Source organism: Amycolatopsis sp. NPDC051128, from assembly GCF_040682715.1.
Classification (GTDB): domain Bacteria; phylum Actinomycetota; class Actinomycetes; order Mycobacteriales; family Pseudonocardiaceae; genus Amycolatopsis.
In genome coordinates this window covers 1-16,501 of sequence record NZ_JBFBBN010000077.1, presented here as the reverse complement: position 1 = coordinate 16,501, position 16,501 = coordinate 1, and the positions used below count along the sequence as shown (strand labels likewise).

The 16,501-nt window shown below is 71.6% G+C and carries 17 protein-coding genes; 13 read left to right on the top strand and 4 right to left on the bottom strand.

Annotation, left to right across the window (positions count from 1 at the left end):
* Positions 1-6: 6 nt before the first annotated feature.
* Both AB0M82_RS43555 and AB0M82_RS43550 read right to left on the bottom strand, forming a co-directional pair.
* Positions 7-663 carry a response regulator transcription factor gene (locus AB0M82_RS43555; protein WP_364735295.1) on the bottom strand — a complete coding sequence of 219 codons (657 nt, stop codon included), beginning with the start codon at positions 661-663 and terminating at the stop codon, positions 7-9.
* Positions 660-1,781 carry a histidine kinase gene (locus AB0M82_RS43550; protein WP_364735293.1) on the bottom strand — a complete coding sequence of 374 codons (1,122 nt, stop codon included), beginning with the start codon at positions 1,779-1,781 and terminating at the stop codon, positions 660-662. Before AB0M82_RS43550 ends, AB0M82_RS43555 begins: the two co-directional genes overlap by 4 nt.
* Positions 1,782-1,913: 132 nt before the next feature.
* On the opposite strand from AB0M82_RS43550, the gene AB0M82_RS43545 reads away from it, so the two are divergent.
* Both AB0M82_RS43545 and AB0M82_RS43540 read left to right on the top strand, forming a co-directional pair.
* Entirely contained in the window at positions 1,914-2,510 is a 597-nt protein-coding gene (locus tag AB0M82_RS43545; protein ID WP_364735291.1) for a methyltransferase domain-containing protein, read from the top strand.
* Entirely contained in the window at positions 2,482-2,985 is a 504-nt protein-coding gene (locus tag AB0M82_RS43540) for a DedA family protein (protein ID WP_364735289.1), read from the top strand. Before AB0M82_RS43545 ends, AB0M82_RS43540 begins: the two co-directional genes overlap by 29 nt.
* Here AB0M82_RS43540 and AB0M82_RS43535 read toward each other — a convergent pair.
* Positions 2,961-3,734, bottom strand: coding sequence for a helix-turn-helix transcriptional regulator (locus tag AB0M82_RS43535; RefSeq protein WP_364735287.1), 774 nt, complete (start codon positions 3,732-3,734; stop codon positions 2,961-2,963). The two genes, AB0M82_RS43540 and AB0M82_RS43535, sit on opposite strands and share 25 nt — an antisense overlap.
* 75 nt (positions 3,735-3,809) lie before the next feature.
* Here AB0M82_RS43535 and AB0M82_RS43530 point away from each other — a divergent pair, with 75 nt between their 5' ends.
* The 4 genes from AB0M82_RS43530 (at position 3,810) to AB0M82_RS43515 (ending at position 9,695) form a co-directional block, all read left to right on the top strand.
* The gene (locus AB0M82_RS43530; RefSeq protein ID WP_364735285.1) at positions 3,810-4,727 is read left to right on the top strand and encodes an LLM class flavin-dependent oxidoreductase; all 918 of its coding nucleotides are present in this window, start codon (positions 3,810-3,812) and stop codon (positions 4,725-4,727) included.
* Between the two features lie 229 nt (positions 4,728-4,956).
* Positions 4,957-8,511, top strand: a complete 3,555-nt coding sequence (gene mfd, locus AB0M82_RS43525) for a transcription-repair coupling factor (protein WP_364735332.1) — start codon at positions 4,957-4,959, stop codon at positions 8,509-8,511.
* Positions 8,512-8,608: 97 nt separating this feature from the next.
* Positions 8,609-9,499: a DUF5753 domain-containing protein gene (locus tag AB0M82_RS43520; protein ID WP_364735283.1), complete on the top strand. Its 891-nt coding sequence runs from the start codon at positions 8,609-8,611 to the stop codon at positions 9,497-9,499.
* Positions 9,483-9,695, top strand: a complete 213-nt coding sequence (locus AB0M82_RS43515; protein ID WP_364735281.1) for a DUF397 domain-containing protein — start codon at positions 9,483-9,485, stop codon at positions 9,693-9,695. The genes AB0M82_RS43520 and AB0M82_RS43515 overlap by 17 nt, the downstream gene beginning before the upstream one ends.
* Here AB0M82_RS43515 and AB0M82_RS43510 read toward each other — a convergent pair.
* Entirely contained in the window at positions 9,679-10,086 is a 408-nt protein-coding gene (locus AB0M82_RS43510; RefSeq protein ID WP_364735279.1) for a hypothetical protein, read from the bottom strand. The genes AB0M82_RS43515 and AB0M82_RS43510 overlap by 17 nt on opposite strands.
* A gap of 86 nt (positions 10,087-10,172) precedes the next feature.
* Here AB0M82_RS43510 and AB0M82_RS43505 point away from each other — a divergent pair, with 86 nt between their 5' ends.
* Genes AB0M82_RS43505 through AB0M82_RS43475 form a run of 7 tightly spaced genes read left to right on the top strand, consistent with a single transcriptional unit; the run spans position 10,173 to position 16,293 of the window.
* Positions 10,173-11,198, top strand: a complete 1,026-nt coding sequence (locus tag AB0M82_RS43505) for a hypothetical protein (RefSeq protein WP_364735277.1) — start codon at positions 10,173-10,175, stop codon at positions 11,196-11,198.
* On the top strand, positions 11,195-12,121 hold the full coding sequence (locus tag AB0M82_RS43500) for a MazG family protein (protein WP_364735276.1): 927 nt from the start codon (positions 11,195-11,197) through the stop codon (positions 12,119-12,121). Before AB0M82_RS43505 ends, AB0M82_RS43500 begins: the two co-directional genes overlap by 4 nt.
* Before the next feature lie 60 nt (positions 12,122-12,181).
* Positions 12,182-12,739, top strand: coding sequence for a sigma-70 family RNA polymerase sigma factor (locus AB0M82_RS43495; RefSeq protein ID WP_364735274.1), 558 nt, complete (start codon positions 12,182-12,184; stop codon positions 12,737-12,739).
* The gene (locus tag AB0M82_RS43490) at positions 12,736-13,563 is read left to right on the top strand and encodes a zf-HC2 domain-containing protein (RefSeq protein ID WP_364735272.1); all 828 of its coding nucleotides are present in this window, start codon (positions 12,736-12,738) and stop codon (positions 13,561-13,563) included. The genes AB0M82_RS43495 and AB0M82_RS43490 overlap by 4 nt, the downstream gene beginning before the upstream one ends.
* A gap of 11 nt (positions 13,564-13,574) precedes the next feature.
* Positions 13,575-14,378, top strand: coding sequence for an ABC transporter ATP-binding protein (locus AB0M82_RS43485; protein WP_364735271.1), 804 nt, complete (start codon positions 13,575-13,577; stop codon positions 14,376-14,378).
* Complete coding sequence (locus tag AB0M82_RS43480; RefSeq protein ID WP_364735330.1) at positions 14,378-15,733, top strand: hypothetical protein; 1,356 nt, start codon at positions 14,378-14,380, stop codon at positions 15,731-15,733. The genes AB0M82_RS43485 and AB0M82_RS43480 overlap by 1 nt, the downstream gene beginning before the upstream one ends.
* On the top strand, positions 15,730-16,293 hold the full coding sequence (locus tag AB0M82_RS43475; RefSeq protein WP_364735269.1) for a hypothetical protein: 564 nt from the start codon (positions 15,730-15,732) through the stop codon (positions 16,291-16,293). The genes AB0M82_RS43480 and AB0M82_RS43475 overlap by 4 nt, the downstream gene beginning before the upstream one ends.
* Positions 16,294-16,501 lie beyond the last annotated feature (208 nt).

Here is a 16,501-nt window from a genome sequence, read left to right as displayed (position 1 = left end):
AGAGGTTCAGGAGCCAGGTCGCACCAGCCCGGACTCGTAGGCGAAGACCACCGCGTGCACCCGGTCGCGCAGCCGGAGCTTGCCGAGGATCCGCCCGACGTGCGTTTTCACCGTCGTCTCGCCGATGTACAGCTTCGCGGCGATCTCGCCGTTGGACAGCCCGCGAGCGATGAGCCCCAGCACGTCCTTCTCGCGCTCGGTCAGCACGTCGAGCTTCGCGACGTCCACCGGGTCGCGGTCGTCGGCGAGGTAGCGGTCGAGCAGCCGCCGCGTGACCGACGGCGAGACCATCGAATCGCCGCGCAGCACGCCGCGGATGGCGACGAGCATCTCCTCCGACGGCGCGTCCTTCACCAGGAACCCACTGGCGCCGGCGCGCAACGCGGCGTACGCGTACTCGTCGAGGTCGAAGGTGGTGATGATCAGGACCCGCACGTCCGGCAGCTCGGCGCAGATCCGCTCGGTGGCCGCGACGCCGTCGAGCACCGGCATCCGGACGTCCATCAGCACCAGGTCCGGTCGCAGCTCCCGGGCCATCGCGACGGCTTCCGCGCCGTTGGCGGCCTCGCCCGCGACGACGAGGTCGTCCTGGCTCTCGACGATCATGCGCAGGCCGACGCGGACCAGCTCCTGGTCGTCGCTGAGCAGGATCCGGGTGGTCACGGCTGGACCACCAGGCTCGCGAAGACGCGGTATCCGCCGTCGGGCAGCGGGCCGGTCTTCAGCTCGCCGTGGTACATCTCGACGCGCTGGCGCATTCCCGGCAGCCCGCGGCCGGAGGACGGCAGCGCCGGGGCGGGCGCGGGGGCGTCGCCGCCGGTGTTCGTCACCTCGATCCGGATCTCGGGTGGTCCGAAAGCGACGGTGACGCGGCCGGTCGCGTCGGCCGGTGCGTGTTTGATCATGTTGGTCAGTGCCTCCTGGATGATCCGGTACGCCTGCAGCGCGGCGCTCGTGGGCAGGTCGCCCGGGTCGCCGGTGACCTCGAGCGTGACTTCGCGCCCGGACTGGTCGACGAGCTCGCGCAGCTCGCCGAGGGACGGCTGGGGACTGCGCGCCGACTGGCCGGCGTGCAGGACTTCGAGGAGCCGCCGCAGCTCGGCCAGCGCGTCACGGCCCGTGCGGCCGATCGTGTCCAGCGTGCGGTCGACGGCTTCGGGGTCGCGGTGCCGGGCGAGCTTCGCGCCCTCGGCGTTCAGCACGATCACGGTCATGCTGTGCGCCAGCACGTCGTGCAGCTCGCGCGCGATCCGGGCGCGCTCTTCGGCGACCGCGGCGCGCGACTGGGCGTCGGCGTGTTTCTCTTCCTCCACGGTGAGTTGTTCCTGCTTGCGGAAGAACTCCCCGAGCACCCACGCCGCGACGTGCAGTGGCAGGACGCCGATGATCAGGAACGTCGGGTCGTCGGCGTCGCTTCCCCAGAGGGCGGCCCACTGGACGTCGAGCGTGACGACGGCGGCGCCGATCAGCGCGGCGAACCACCGGTCGCCCGCCTTCACCAGGGTGAACAGCGCCACCGCCATGGCCAGCTCGGTGCGGCCGCGGTCGTACGCCCAGATCTCGTTGAAGTACACCGCCGCCGCCCCGGCGATGATCAGCACCGCGACGGTCCGCGGGAACCGCCGCCGGACCAGCAGCGGGAGCAGGAACAGCATCGAGGCCGCGCGGAGGCCCCACGAGCCGGCGTCGTTCCAGTTCGGGCCCAGGAAAAGGAACACGGCGTACAGCGGCAGGTCCACCGTCCACCGGTGCCTGCGGGCCCACACCACGATTCGTTCCACGCGATCGAACGTATCGGGGGGAGTGGTCCGGTGGCGTCATCCCTCCGGTCCGATCAAGTCCTCCCTTGGGAGGAGGAGACCGGTCGAGCCGGCGGATTCGTGGCCACCGCCGCCGTTCCTAGCGTCGGGGCCATGTCGATCACCAGGGAATTCCTCCGCCACCCGATGCTGACGGGCGCGATCGCGCCGAGCTCGCCCCGGCTGGCCGAAACCATGACGGCGGGCCTCGGCCTGGAACGCGCGGCGAACGTCGCCGAGCTCGGCCCAGGCACCGGCGTGTTCACCGAAGCGATCCTCGCGCTGCTTCGCCCTGAAGCACGCCTGACCGCCGTAGAGATCAACCCGCGTTTCGCCGGGGAACTGCGTTCACGCTTCCCGCAGGTCGACGTCGTGACCGGCTCGGCCGAATGCTTCGCGCTGGAAGGCGTCGACGTCGTCGTCTCGGGTCTGCCGTGGACGGCCATGACCGCGAACCGGCAGGAGCGGATCCTCGACGCGCTCACCGCGGCGCTGGCCCCGAACGGCCGGTTCACGACGTTCGCCTACGCCCACGCGGCCTGGACGCCGCCCGCACGCCGCTTCGCCGCGTCGCTGCGAAGCCGGTTCGCCGTCGTGGAGCGCACTCCGGTCGTCTGGGGCAACCTGTCGCCCGCGTTCGTCTACCGCGCGGCGCTGCCGGTGGCGGTCGGGAGGATCCCGCATGGACAGCCTGCTGCGGCCACTGCTTGACGCGCCGCCGTCGGTCGTCTACCTGGTCTGCGGCCTGCTGATCGCGGCGGAGACCGCGTTGCTGCCGGGCATCGTGCTGCCGACGCTGTCGACGGTGCTGCTGATGGGATTCCTGGCCGAGCGGGGCACGCTCCACCTCGGACTCGCGTTCGCGGTGGTGGTGTCGGCGGCCGTGCTCGGCGACCAGCTCGCATACCTGGAAGGACGTCACTGGGGACCCCGGCTCAAGCGGACGCGGATGGCCCGTCGCATCGGCGAGCACCGGTGGGACCGCGCGGAAGCGACGGTCGCGCGCTACGGCGTCCCGGCGGTGATCGCGGGCCGCTGCCTGGCCGGGGTCCGCACGCTGGTGCCGCGCGTCGCGGGCTCGGCGGCGATGCCGTACCGCCGGTTCGCGGCGGGCAGCGTGTGCGCGGCGGTGCTGTGGGCGAGCGCGGAACTGCTGGTGGGTCACCTGACGGCGCTGGTGGCGTGAAGACGGTCCGCGGTTTCGGCGTCCGCGGGCAGGAACGTCTCCAGCTTCAGCTCCGACACGGTCACGTCCGCCGCCGTCGCGAACGTCGTGATCGCCGTGATCAGCCGCAGCTCACCGACCGAAGTGGACAGCCGGACCGGCACCGCGAACCCCAGGTGCTCCGGCCCGGGCGCGGACGCCGGTGGCAGGTAGCCCTCCAGTTCGGCGAGCTGCGCGGCCAGCCGGTCGTCCGGCGTGCGGGCCAGGTCGTTGCGGATGCGCTCGAGGATGTGCCGGGCCCAGTCGTCGAGGTTGCGCACGCGCGGTGCCATCCCGCGCGGGTGCAGGGCGAGCCGCAGCGTGTCCACCGGCTCTTCGAGGAGTTCCGCCGCGACCCCCTCGATGAGCAGGGCGAACGCGTCGTTCTTCGCGACCAGCACGCCGTAGCGGTCGACGACGATCGCGGGATAGGGCCGGTGGCCGTCGAGCAGCCGCCGCAGCCCGTCGAGCACCGGCTTGATCGCCGGGTCGTCGAGCCGCGTCTCGGGGTACGACGGTGCGAAACCGGCGGCGAAGAGCAGGCCGTTGCGCTCGCGCAGCGGCAGCTCCAGTGACTCGGCGACGCGCAGCACCATGCCGCGGCCGGGGAGCGAGCGCCCGCTCTCCATGAAGCTCACGTGCCGCTGCGTCGTCCCGGCCCGCAACGCCAGGTCGAGCTGGCTGAGATGCCGCCGCGTGCGCCAGTCCTTGAGCGCTGTTCCGAAGTTCACGCGTCCATCCTGCTCCGCTGGGCCATTCCCGGCAGGGAATTGAGGGCATACCCCGGTGTCGGTGAGGCTTCCGGCATGACGAACTACGGCCTGGTCGTGCCGACCTACCAGCCCATCCTCGACGCCGGGCGCACCGCGCCCGAGCTGGTCGCCACCGCCGTCGAAGCCGAGCGGCTCGGGCTCGACTCGGTCTGGGTCGGCGACACCCTCGCGCGGGCGCCGTTGGACGCGCTGTCGGTGCTCTCGGCGTTCGCCGCCCGGACTTCCCGGGTGACGCTGGGGACGTCGGCGCTGCTCCCGGCGCTGCGGAACCCCCTGCTCACGGCGAACCAGCTGCTCAGCATCGACCTGCTCAGCTCGGGTCGGCTCACGGTGGCCGTCGGCGCCGGGTTCGCCGGACGCAGCGAACCGGAGTTCGCGTTCGCCGGCGTGCCGTGGGAGCGGCGGCGGGCCCGCCTGGACGACATCGTGGCGCTGTGGCGGGACATCTGGCGCGGAGCCACCTCGTTCCACGGGTCGGTGCTGCACTACGACTCGCTGCCGTCGTTCCCGGCGCCGGCCCGGCCGGGCGGCCCGCCGGTGTGGCTCGCGGCGTACACACCGGGGGCGTTGGAGCGCGTCGGACGCCTCTACGACGGCTGGCTGCCGTACCCGCCGGACCCGGCGGACTACGGCTCCGGGCTGGCCCGGATCCGATCTTCCGCCGTGCGGCCGGTGACTCCGGCGCTGTTCGCGACGGTCCTGGTGGAGGACGACCCCGTGCTGGGACGTCAGCTGCTGGAGGAGTACTGCCAGCGGAACTACGGCATGCCCGCGGACTTCGTCCAGGGCATCCAGATGCAGGTGACCGGGAGCGCTTCCGAGGTCGCGGCCCGGCTGCGGGAGTACGAGGGGGTGGAGCACTTCCTGCTGCGGATCGCGAGCACCGAGCCGAAGGTGTTCGACGAGCAGCTGCCCCGCGTGGCGGAGGTGGTGGAACTGCTGCGCTCTTGACCGTCTGCCGGCGCCCCAATGTGGCTTTGGGTGCGTTGGACGCACCGAACGCCACTTTGGGTGCGTCCAACGCACCGAACGCCGCATTGGGTGCGTTGGATGCACCGAACGCCACATTGGGTGCGCTGGACGCACCCAACGCCACATTGGGGCGTTTGGGCCGGCGCCAACCGTGACCGGAAATCTGTCGGGGGTGGCACGTAGGCTGGGGGCCGTGACCGACGCTCCACTGTCCGGACTCCTCACCGCCATCCTTCCCGACCCGGCCCTGCGCGGCGTGGTCGAGCGCGCGGGCGCACCGCTGCTCGAACTGCAGGGCCCGATCGCCGCTCGGCAGCTCGTCGCGGCCGCCCTCGCGGCGGACGCCGGGGCCGGCAAGCCCGTCCTCGCCGTCACCGCCACCGGCCGCGAGGCCGACGAGCTGACCGCGTCGCTCGGCGCCCTCCTCGGCACGGGCAAGGTCGCCGACTTCCCCTCCTGGGAGACCCTGCCGCACGAGCGGCTCTCGCCGCGGGCCGACACCGTCGGGCGCCGGCTGGAAGTGCTGCACCGGCTGAAGACCGGCGACGACGACCTCCGCGTGGTCGTCGCGACCGTCCGCAGCCTGATCCAGCCCATGGCGCCCGGCCTCGGTTCGCTCGCCCCGGTCGACCTGGTCGTCGGCGAGGAGCAGAGCTTCGAAGACCTGCTCGAACGGCTCGTCGAGCTGGCCTACACCCGCGTCGACATGGTCGAGAAGCGCGGCGAGTTCGCCGTCCGCGGCGGCATCCTCGACCTGTTCGGGCCGACCGCGCAGCACCCCGTCCGGATCGAGTTCTGGGGCGACGAGGTCAGCGAGATCCGCGCGTTCGCCGTCTCCGACCAGCGGTCGCTGCCCGGCGAGATCCTGCGGGTCACCGCGCCGCCGTGCCGCGAGCTGCTGCTCACCGCGCCGGTGAAGGGGAAGGCCGCGGAGCTGGCGAAGACGTACGAAGCCGACGCGCACCTGGCCGAGATGCTCACCAAGCTCGCCGACGGCATCCCGGTCGAGGGCATGGAAGCGCTCATCCCGGTGCTCTGCGAAGGCGAGCTGGAGCTGCTCACCGACGCGATGCCGGTGGGCACCCACGTCCTGCTCACCGACCCGGAGAAGATCCGCGCCCGGGCCGCCGACCTCGTCCGCACCGGCCAGGAGTTCCTCGAGGCCTCCTGGACGACGGCCGCCGCGGGTGGCCAGGCGCCGATCGACCTCGGCGCGTCCGCCTACCGCGGCCTCGACGAGATCGGCTCCCACGCGCAGGCCACCAAGCGCGCCTGGTGGACGCTCACCCAGCTGACCAGCGAAGACCCCGACGTCTACCGTGTCTCGGTCGAGGCCGCGCCGTCGTACCGCGGCGAGCTCGAGCGCGCGACGACGGACCTGCGCGCGCACACCGCGGCGGGCGGCACGGCGGTGCTCGTCGTCGCCGGCCACGGCACCGCGACGCGCGCGGTCGAGCAGCTGTCGGCCGCCGACGTGCCGGCGACCCAGGCCACCGACGGCCTGAAGAGCGCCCCGGCGCCGGGCATGGTCACCGTCACCTGCGGTGGCCTCGCCGAAGGCTTCGTCTCGCCGGAGCGCGCTCTGGTCGTGCTGAGCGAAGCGGATCTGACCGGCCGCGGCGCGGGCGCCGGAACGTCCACAAAGGACCTCAACGCCAAGATGCCGTCCCGGCGGCGCAACGCCGTCGACCCGCTGGCGCTCAAGAACGGCGACTACGTCGTGCACGAGCAGCACGGCATCGGCCGGTTCGTCGAGATGGTGCAGCGGACGGTCGCGGGCGCCACCCGCGAGTACCTCCTGCTGGAGTACGCGTCGTCGAAGCGCGGCCACCCGGGTGACCGGCTGTTCGTGCCCACCGACCAGCTCGACGAGGTCTCCCGCTACGTCGGGGGTGAGCTGCCCACGCTCAACAAGCTCGGCGGCTCCGACTGGAAGAACACCAAGGCCAAGGCCAAGAAGGCGGTCAAGGAGATCGCCGCCGAGCTGGTGCAGCTGTACGCCGCGCGTCAGGCCGCGCCCGGGCACGCGTTCGGCCAGGACACGCCGTGGCAGCACGAGCTGGAGGACGCCTTCCCGTTCACCGAGACCAACGACCAGCTCGCCGCCATCGACGAGGTCAAGGCCGACATGGAACGCGGCGTCCCGATGGACCGCGTCATCTGCGGCGACGTCGGCTACGGCAAGACGGAGATCGCCGTCCGCGCCGCGTTCAAGGCGGTGCAGGACGGCAAGCAGGTCGCGGTCCTCGTCCCGACCACGCTGCTCGCCCAGCAGCACCTCAACACCTTCACCGAGCGCATGCGCTCGTTCCCGGTGAAGATCCGCGGCCTGTCGCGGTTCTCCGCCAAGAGCGAGACCGACTCGACGCTGGAGCAGCTGGCCAGCGGCGAGATCGACATCGTCATCGGCACGCACCGCCTGCTGCAGACCGGCATCCGCTACAAGGACCTCGGCCTCGTGATCGTCGACGAGGAGCAGCGGTTCGGCGTCGAGCACAAGGAGCACATCAAGGCGCTGCGCACGCACGTCGACGTGCTCACCATGTCGGCGACGCCGATCCCGCGCACGCTGGAGATGTCGCTCGCGGGTATTCGCGAGATGTCGACGATCCTCACCCCGCCCGAGGACCGCCACCCGATCCTGACGTACGTCGGCTCGTACGACGACAAGCAGGTCGGCGCCGCGATCCGGCGCGAGCTGCTGCGCGACGGCCAGGTCTTCTACGTCCACAACCGCGTCTCCTCGATCGAGAAGGCCGCGCGGCGGATCCGCGAGCTGGTGCCGGAGGCGCGGGTCGTCACCGCGCACGGCCAGATGAACGAGGACAAGCTCGAGAAGATCATCCAGGGCTTCTGGGAGAACGAGTACGACGTCCTCGTGTGCACGACGATCGTCGAGACCGGGCTCGACATTTCGAACGCCAACACGCTGCTGGTCGAGCGCGGCGACCTGCTGGGCCTGGCGCAGCTGCACCAGCTGCGAGGCCGCGTCGGGCGCGGGCGCGAGCGCGGGTACGCGTACTTCCTGTACCCGCCGGAGGCGCCGCTGACGGAGACGGCCCACGACCGCCTCGCGACGATCGCCCAGAACACCGAGCTCGGCGCGGGCATGGCGGTCGCGATGAAGGACCTGGAGATCCGCGGCGCGGGCAACATCCTCGGGGCGGAGCAGTCCGGGCACATCGCGGGCGTCGGGTTCGACCTGTACGTGCGGTTGGTCGGCGAAGCGGTCGACGCGTTCCGCCGGCACGCCGGTGCGGAGCCGGCGGAGGAAGAGGAGATGGCCGACGTCCGCGTCGACCTCCCGATCGACGCCCACATCCCGCACGACTACGTCCCGGGCGAGCGGCTGCGGCTGGAGGCGTACCGCAAGATCGCGGCGGCGCCGGACACCGAGGGTCTCGACGCGGTGCGCGAAGAGCTGATCGACCGCTACGGCCAGCCACCGGCGCCGGTGAACCGGCTGCTGTCGGTGGCGAAGTTCCGGCACACCTGCCGCGAGGCGGGCGTGACGGAGGTGGCGGTGCAGGGCAACACGATCCGCTTCGCGCCGCTGCCGTTGCAGGACTCGCAGATGGTCAGGTTGAAGCGCCTGTACCCGAAGGCGATGTTCAAGGCGGTGACGAACACGGTGTCGGTGCCCAAGCCGACCGAGGGGCCGGCCGGAGGCAGGATCGGCGCGCCGACCCTGCGGGACGAAGAGCTGCTCGACTGGTGCACCAAGCTGTTGCTGCAGCTGACGAAGAAACCGGCGACCGTGTAAGGGCGCCGTGTAAAGGGGAGTGGACAGCCAGGCCTCTTAGGGGGAACTGTCGTGGTGGCGCCTGGAATTGTGTTCACGGCGAACCTAGGTTCATCCCATGGCGGACGATCGCGGGCCCAACATCCGGGGTAGGCAGCTCGGGGAACGGCTGCTCCGGCGCATGGCGGAAAAGGACTGGGGCGTCCGCGAAATGTCGCGGCAGCTGGAGGTGAGCGCGCAGTGGGTGTCGTCCGTGACGCGGGGCCTGGTGCGGCCGGACCCGGTGAAGTTGGCGCGGTTCCTGACGACGCTGGAGATCAGGGGTGCGGAATACCGCGAACTCATGGCGATGGGCGACGAGATCCGCAAGCCCGGACTCCTTGAACAGCACGGTGACCGCTTGCCGATCCAGGTGCAGACCCTCGTTTGGCACGAGGAGCGAGCCTCCGCAATTGCCCTCTTCCAAAGCTCGATCGTGCCGGGGCTCCTGCAGACCGCAGGCTATGCCCGCGCGCTCATCGTCGAAACCGGCAGCGTGCCCAGCGCCGATGAAGTCGACGAGCGGGTATTCGCGCGAATGTCGCGGCAGGTCCTCCTGGACAAGCGGCCGCAGGTCGAGTTCCGCTTCTTCATCCATGAGTTCGCCCTGCGGTTGCCGATCGGCCGCGAAGACAGTGGCATTATGTTCACCCAGCTCAGCCAACTGTCGAAGCTTTCCGCTCGGCAGAACATGAGCATTCGCCTCGTACCCGCAGCCTGCGGCGGGCATGCGGCTCTGTCCGGTCACTTCCAGCTGATCGAATCGCCGGAGTTCAAGCCACTGGTCTACCTCGACAGCGAGGTTTCCTCCCTGTTCCTCGAAGAACCGCACGAGATCCGCGCCTACCGGCGCGTGCTCAAAGGGCTCGAAGAGATCGCGCTCGATGAGGCACAATCGAGGGAGTTCATCGCCGATCTGGCGAACGGGCTCTACTTATCGGGAGCGGGACACGATGTTGACTTGGCGTAAGAGCAGCTACAGCGCCAACGGCGGTGACTGTGTCGAGGTCGGCTGGCGCACGAGCAGCTACAGCACCAACGGCAGCGAGTGCGTCGAGGTGGCCACCGGCGCGCAGATCCTGATCCGGGACACGAAAGACCGCGAGGGCGGCACCCTTGCCGTCCCCGCCGGCCCTTGGCGCGAGTTCCTCAGCCGACTTCGCTGAACGTCGGCGGCAGAGGCTCGGCCAAACCCATCTTCACCTGTTCCGTCGGCACCGGAACCGCGCCGGCCCCCGCCATCGGCAGCGGCCGGGGCTTCCGCGGCACCCGCGACCCCGCACCTCCGCCACGCCCGGGGTACACGAGCAGCCCGCGCGCCGGGTCCGGCACGGCGTCCAGCGCCGCCGTCACCGCGGGCAAACCACGGAACGCGTCGCGGCGTTCCTCCGTGCGGAACTCGATCTCCAGCACCACGCCCCAGCGGTGTTCGTGCCAGACCCACTGCTCGGCGCCGTTCGTCAGTGCCGCTTCGGTGAGCGCGTCACCGTGGGCGAGCCGCCACAACGTGGCCGTGGACTCGCCGTCGAACACTTCGATCGTGAGCCAGTGGTCCATGTCATCGACGTTACGCCCGGCCACACCGCCCGGGTGTTGCGTTTCGGGTGCGATGGTGTGAGAGGCTATGCGCTGTGATGCGGATCATGGGGCGCCCTCGCGCGCTGGTCGCGGTCGTTGCCGGTGCATTTCTGCTCGCCGGGTGCGGGTCGGGCCCCAGCCAGGTCGGCAGCGCGGTGATCGTCGGCGACCGCTCGGTGGGCATCGACCAGGTCCAGTCGATGATCGACCAGGCCGTCCGCGAACAGCCGTACGCGCAGAAGCTCGCCCGTGAACACAAGCTCGACCTGCTGGGTCGCGAGATCGTCCGGCAGACGGTGCTCCACGAGCTGGTCCTGCGGGCCGCGAAGCAGGAGAACCTCGTCGCGGATCAGGCGAAGATCGCGCAGAAGGGCGCCACGCAGACGAGCACGCCGGTCAAGGACACCGGGCAGGGCGACCAGGTCGCCGTCTCGCAGATGGTCGCGAACCTGCGTGACCGCACCGAGCGCGCCACCGACACCTACTTCGAGCAGGAACTGGCGAACAAGTACCTGCCGAAGCTGTCGGTCGGCGCGGACTACCTCGGCATCAGCGCCGCCAGCGAGACCGACCCCGAGGCCCGCACTCGCGCCTTCGACCTCGCGAAGCAGTTCTCCGCCGACCCGGGCAAGATCCAAGGCACCATCCAGCAGGCGAGCCAGGAGGCGCAGCAGGCCCAGCAGACCGGGGCGCCCGGCGCCGGCGGGTTCTCCGACGCCGGCCTCACCGAGCTCTTCGGCGCCTCGCAGTACCCCTCCCTGGCACAGACCGCGCTGTTCGGCTCGGCGGCGAACAGCGTCGTCGTGTTCCAGGCGCGGATGCCGGCCAAGCCGGACTGGTACGTCTTCGTCGTCCGCGCCCGCGGCACCGACAAGGCCGTGCCCGCCGACCAGGAGGCGCCGAAGCCGACGGACGAGCAGCTGACCGCGATCGGCGTCCGGCTGCTGCAGCCCTACCTCGGCCAGACCGGGCTGCGCGTCAACCCCCGGTACGGCGTGTGGGATGTTGTGAGCATGAACCTCGCGCCGAACCTGGACGCCACCAAGGGCACCGTGCTGCCTTTGCGCGGTGCCGCACCCGCGCAGCAGTGACCACGGGCGTCGTCGTGGTCGTCCGCGGGGCGACGTTGCCCGGCGCGGCGCTTCCGCTTCTGCGCGAGTCCGCCTCCGTGTACGCGGCCACGGACGTCGACGCGAGCGTGTTCGGTGTCCCGCCCGTCACCGAGGCGCCCTCGCTGAAGGACGTCGTGCTGCTCGCCGGGTCCCGGGACGAGCCGGCGGCGTCGTTGCTCATCGCGACCGGCGCGGAGGTCATCGAGACGCCGGTGCCGCCCCTGGTCGAGGCCGCCGACGTGATGGACCGGCTCCGCTCGCCGGGCGGCTGCCCGTGGGACGCGGTCCAGACGCACGATTCGCTGCGGCAGTACCTGGTCGAGGAGACCTACGAACTGCTCGACGCCATCGAGGAAGGCGACCGCGAGGCGCTGCGCGAAGAGCTCGGCGACGTCCTGCTGCAGGTGCTCTTCCACGCCCGGGTCGCGGCGGAGGATCCCGAGGACCCCTTCGGCATCGACGACGTCGCCGCCGCGCTCGTCGCGAAGCTGGTCGGCCGGCACCCCCACGTCTTCGCCGACGCCGACAAGGTGCACACGGTCGAGCACCAGAACCTCAAGTGGGAAGAGCTGAAGCAGCGCGAGAAACAGCGTAAGTCCATTGTGGACGGCGTGGCGCTCGGCCAGCCCGCCGTCGCGCTGGCGGGCAAGCTGGGGCAGCGTTCCGGGCGCGCGGGCATCCCGCTCGACCTCTTCCCGCCCGGCTCCGGCGCGGCCGCCCAGCTGTTCCGCATCGCGGCCACGGCGCGCCGCGCGGGGGTCGATCCCGAGGGCGAGCTGCGGGCGCTGGCGAAGCAGTTCGCGCGGGACGTCCAGGGCGCCGAGCAGGCCGCTCGCGACGCGGGGCTGCAGCCGACGACCCTGGAGGCCGACGGCTGGCGGAAGTTCTGGCCCTCCCGCTGAATGTGACGCAGCACACAATCGTGTGAGAACCGTTTCCGGCGATCCGGCGTCTTGCCTGGTGTGAGACAGAAGCCACTGGAGGACGCCGACGAGGAGCACCTCGTCCGGCGCACGGCCAAGGGCGACCGCGCGGCGTTCGAGGAGCTCTACCGCCGCACGTCGCCCTGGCTTGCCGTGCGCCTGCGCCGCCGGTGCGCCGACGAGCAGGTCGTCGCCGAGGTCATGCAGGAGACGTACCTGGCCGTCTGGCGCGCGGCGGGCTCGTTCGCGGGTGCCGCGACCGGTGGCAGCGCGGTCGGCTGGGTGTGGACGATCGCCGCCCGCCGCCTGGTCGACGCGTTCCGGCGCCGGGCGCACCACGCGCAGCCGCCGCCGGTGGTGGCCTTCGACGTCGAGCCGGTGCCCGCGGCGGAAGACGAGGCACTGGCGGCGACGGTGGGCGACGAGGTCGGCGACGCGTTGCGCGAGCTCGCGCCCGAGCTGCGGCAGGTGCTGCAGGCGATGGTGCTCGACGGGCTGACCGTCCGCGAGACCGCCGTCCTGCTCGGGCTGCCGGAAGGAACCGTCAAGACCCGTGCCCGCCGGGCGCGGTTCGCGATGCGGGAGGCACTGTCATGACCCATGCGTCGGAGCGGCTCATCGCCGCGTACGTGGCGGGCGACGACCTCCCGGGTGACCAGCTCTGGGGCCTCGAAGCGCACCTCGAGACCTGCGCGGAGTGCCGGGCGCGGCTCGCCGCGATGGCGCCGGCCCTGCCGGTGGTGGACGTCGTCTGGGCCCGGCTCGGTGCCGAAATCGAGCTGTCGGGCGTCCCGTTCCACGGGCCCGCCCAACAGCGGCCCGAGCGTGCCCGGTACCGGAGCCGGTGGTGGTGGCTCGCCACCTGGGTCACCCCGGCGATGGCGTCGTGGCTCGGGATGATCGTGCTGGTCACGTTGCTCGCGGCGCTGTTGGACCACGTCGGGCGCTCGGTGCTGGACGTGACGGCGGTGCAGCTCTTCGCGCCGGTGCTGCCGGTGCTCGGCGTCGCCGCGTCGTGGGCACGCGGGCTGGATCCGGCGTACGAAGTCGTCGTCGCGACGCCGCGGGCCGGGCTGTACCTGGTCGTGCGGCGGACGCTGGCCGTGCTCCTCGTCGTCCTGCCGGTGCTGGGTGCCGCCGGGTGGCTGACCGGCACGGCCCTCGCGCTCTGGCTGCTGCCGAGCTTGGCTTTCACGACGGGGACGCTCGCGCTGGGCGGGCTGATCGGCGTCACCCGGGCGGCGTACGCGCTGGTCGCGGTGTGGGTCGCGGTCCTGGTGCTGCCCACCTTCGCGGCCCAGCGGCAACCGTTTGCGCTCAGCACCGGCGCGTGGCCGGTGTGGGCGGGGATCTTCGCGCTGACGACGGTGGTCGTCGCCCTGCACAAGGGCGCGTTCACCCGGCTCGGCGTGCGCAACTAGGGAGGAAGAACATGCGTGCTGTCGGAGCGGCCGAGGTCGCGCCAACGGCCTACGCCTGGGAAATCCAGGCCGAAGGGCTGAAGGTGCGGGTGGGGCGCCGGAAAATGGCCGTGGACGGGCTGGATCTGTCGCTCGGCAAGGGGGTGCACGGCTTGCTCGGGCCCAACGGCGCGGGCAAGACGACCCTGATCAGGGCACTGGCGACGGTGCTCCGGCCGGCGGAAGGCAGGCTGTCGCTGCTCGGTGTGCCTGCCGGGGGACACACCGGACAGCGCGGCCTGCGTCGGCGGATCGGCTACCTGCCGCAGAACTTCGGGTTCTACAAGCGGTTCACCGTCCGGGAGTTCGTCGAGTACATCGCGTGGCTCAAGGAGATGTCCAAAGAGGACATTCCGGGTGCGGTGCAGCGCGCGATCGAACGGGTGGGCCTCGCCGACCGCGCGGACGACCGGATGAAGACGCTGTCGGGCGGCATGGTGCGGCGGGTCGGGATCGCGCAGGCGATCGTCAACGACCCGGACATCCTGCTGCTCGACGAGCCGACCGCCGGGCTCGACCCGGCGCAGCGCGTGCGGTTCCGCGAGCTGGTGCAGGAGCTCGGCCAGGACTCTTGCGTGCTGATCTCGACGCACCTGGTCGAGGACGTGGGCGCGGCGTGCTCCGCGGTCGTCCTGTTCGACGAGGGCAAGCTGGTGTTCCAGGGAACCCCGGACGAGCTGGCCGCGGCCGGCACAGCAGGACACGTGGGCGACAGCTCGATCGAGCGCGGCTACTCGGCGCTGCTGAACCACGAGCCGGGCAAGGGGGCCTGGTGATGATCCTGCGCACCGAACTGCGGCGCTCGATCGCGCCCTGGGCCGGGCTGGCGCTGCTCGTCGTCGCGCTGGGCTTCCTGTTCCTGCTGTCCGGGCCGTGGTGGAAGGTGCCCGCGCCGTGGACGGGGAACACGACGACCACCGCGCTGTGGCTGCGGTTCCTGCTGGTGTTCCTGTGGCCGATCGCCGTCGGCGCGGGGGCGATCCAAGGCATGCGCGACAGCCGCTCCGGCATGGTCGAGCTGCTGACCACGACGTCCCGCCCGGCCTGGCACCGGGCGGTGCGGCTGGCCGGCGCGGTGGGAGCGCTGAGCGCGCTCGGGTTCCTGCTGGTGTTCGGCGTCGGCCTGGCCGAGGTGCTCGGGCACGGCGGGTTCGTGTCCGCGATCTTCCTGCCGGTCGTCCTCGTCGGCGCGCTCGCCATCGTGGCGGGGAGCTGGGTGGGCCTGGCCGCCGGGCGGCTGCTGCCGCATCCGCTGACCGCGCCCGCGCTGGCCGTGCTGACCATGGTGGGGTCGATAGTGGCCTGGAGATCGCTTGAAGCGGGGCTTTCGTTGTCCTACGGCCGGTTCGCGTTGCTGGCGCCGACCCTCGGGGAGCCGCGAGGCGTGCTGGTGACGACAGCGACGTCGGTCGACCTCGGGCAGGTGGTGTGGTTCGTGGCGCTCGCCGCGACCGGATTCCTGCTGCTGGCCGCGAATTCGGCGCGGGCCAGGGTGCTCGGCCTGCTGCCGGTGGTGGCCGGGGCGGCGATCGCCCTGCCGGTCTTCCCGGCTTCCTCCGACGGGCTCCTGGCCTCGGACGGCGTCGCCGCCCAGAAGGTCTGCGACGGCCCGATCTGCGTCAGCCGGGCGCATGAGGACAGGCTGGCCGCGCTGGCCGGGCCGGGCCGGGAAGCGCTGGCCATGCTGGCGAAGCTGCCCGGCGCGCCCACCCGGATCGAGGAACAGATGGCGCCGGACTCCGTCACCTCCCCGCCCGCTCGCGATCCCGGCGTCGTCTACCTGGACTTCCAGCGCAATGAGGACCGGCTCACGGCGGACGCGAGCACCTTGCGGCTCGCGGTGCTCTCCGGTGCCGGGCTGCCCGGGTGCGTGCGACCGAGCTACGCCGACCTGTCCGACGTGGGCGCCCGCATGATCGCGGCGTCGTACTTCACCGGCGAGCTGAAGCTGTTGCCCGAGTACGGCGGGAGCTGGGTCAAGCGGGAGTTCGGCTCGATCGAGCAAGCGTGGGAGAAGTTCCGCGCCCTCCCCGCGGACGTGCAGTTCGGCCGGATCGTCGCGCTGCGCCACGTGCTCCTGACCTGCCAAGGCGACCCCCTCGACACCCTGGTGCCGGGAGCCCTGCGATGAGGTGGGCGACGCTCTACGTGCGGTCGCGGCAGCTTCCGGCGGCGTCGGCGGCGCTGCTGTCGGTGACGGTGGGGATGTGGTTCCTCGGGCGTGACTCCTGGGACGTGCTCATGGTCGTGCTGACGCTGGCCTCGGCGATCGCGGTGGCGGCGATCGGGCTGAGCGGACAGGACGCCGACCTCGACCGGACGGCGGCCCTGCCGTGGCCGGTCCGGCGGTTCGCGCACCTGCTGCTGATCGGCCTCGCCGCCGGTGCCGCGGTGCTGGGGGTGCAGAAGCTGGGCACGTCCGTTGTCGACATGTCGATCATCGTGCGTGACGCGGCGGGCCTGGCGGGCTTGGCCGGCCTGGCGGCCACCGTCGCCGGCGGCCGGCACGGCTGGACGCTCCCGCTGACCTGGTGCGCGCTCAGCCCGCTGGTCCCGAACGACGGCACGACCGGAAGCCGGATCGCCGCGTGGCTGCTGCAGCCACCGGACTCAGTGGCGGCCACCTGGACGGGGGTGATCGTGGCGGTGACGGGAGCCGTGGCCTACACCGGCTGGGGCGGACGCCGCTAGCGCGGTGACCGCAGCATCCGGGCAGTTAGCTGCGCCAGCGAGCTGTCAAGCTGCCCGATTAGCCCGATTAGCCCGGTTCAGGTACTCGCCCACGGCCGTGAATGGCACATTGACACTCCACGCCCAGTTGTTTCGCCGCTTCGAGGCCGCCGGTGTTCATCGCGTCGAAGTACGGGATGCGGGCGATCTTGGGCACGAACGCGATCTG

What these genes read in the sequence shown, in the direction of transcription:
- AB0M82_RS43545 (WP_364735291.1), top strand. Translation starts at nt 1,914, where the DNA reads ATGTCGATCACCAGGGAATTCCTCCGCCACCCGATGCTGACGGGCGCG.
- AB0M82_RS43540 (WP_364735289.1), top strand. Translation starts at nt 2,482, where the DNA reads ATGGACAGCCTGCTGCGGCCACTGCTTGACGCGCCGCCGTCGGTCGTC.
- AB0M82_RS43530 (WP_364735285.1), top strand. Translation starts at nt 3,810, where the DNA reads ATGACGAACTACGGCCTGGTCGTGCCGACCTACCAGCCCATCCTCGAC.
- AB0M82_RS43520 (WP_364735283.1), top strand. Translation starts at nt 8,609, where the DNA reads ATGGCGGACGATCGCGGGCCCAACATCCGGGGTAGGCAGCTCGGGGAA.
- AB0M82_RS43515 (WP_364735281.1), top strand. Translation starts at nt 9,483, where the DNA reads ATGTTGACTTGGCGTAAGAGCAGCTACAGCGCCAACGGCGGTGACTGT.
- AB0M82_RS43510 (WP_364735279.1), bottom strand. Translation starts at nt 10,086, where the DNA reads ATGGACCACTGGCTCACGATCGAAGTGTTCGACGGCGAGTCCACGGCC.
- AB0M82_RS43505 (WP_364735277.1), top strand. Translation starts at nt 10,173, where the DNA reads ATGGGGCGCCCTCGCGCGCTGGTCGCGGTCGTTGCCGGTGCATTTCTG.
- AB0M82_RS43490 (WP_364735272.1), top strand. Translation starts at nt 12,736, where the DNA reads ATGACCCATGCGTCGGAGCGGCTCATCGCCGCGTACGTGGCGGGCGAC.
- AB0M82_RS43485 (WP_364735271.1), top strand. Translation starts at nt 13,575, where the DNA reads ATGCGTGCTGTCGGAGCGGCCGAGGTCGCGCCAACGGCCTACGCCTGG.
- AB0M82_RS43480 (WP_364735330.1), top strand. Translation starts at nt 14,378, where the DNA reads ATGATCCTGCGCACCGAACTGCGGCGCTCGATCGCGCCCTGGGCCGGG.
- AB0M82_RS43475 (WP_364735269.1), top strand. Translation starts at nt 15,730, where the DNA reads ATGAGGTGGGCGACGCTCTACGTGCGGTCGCGGCAGCTTCCGGCGGCG.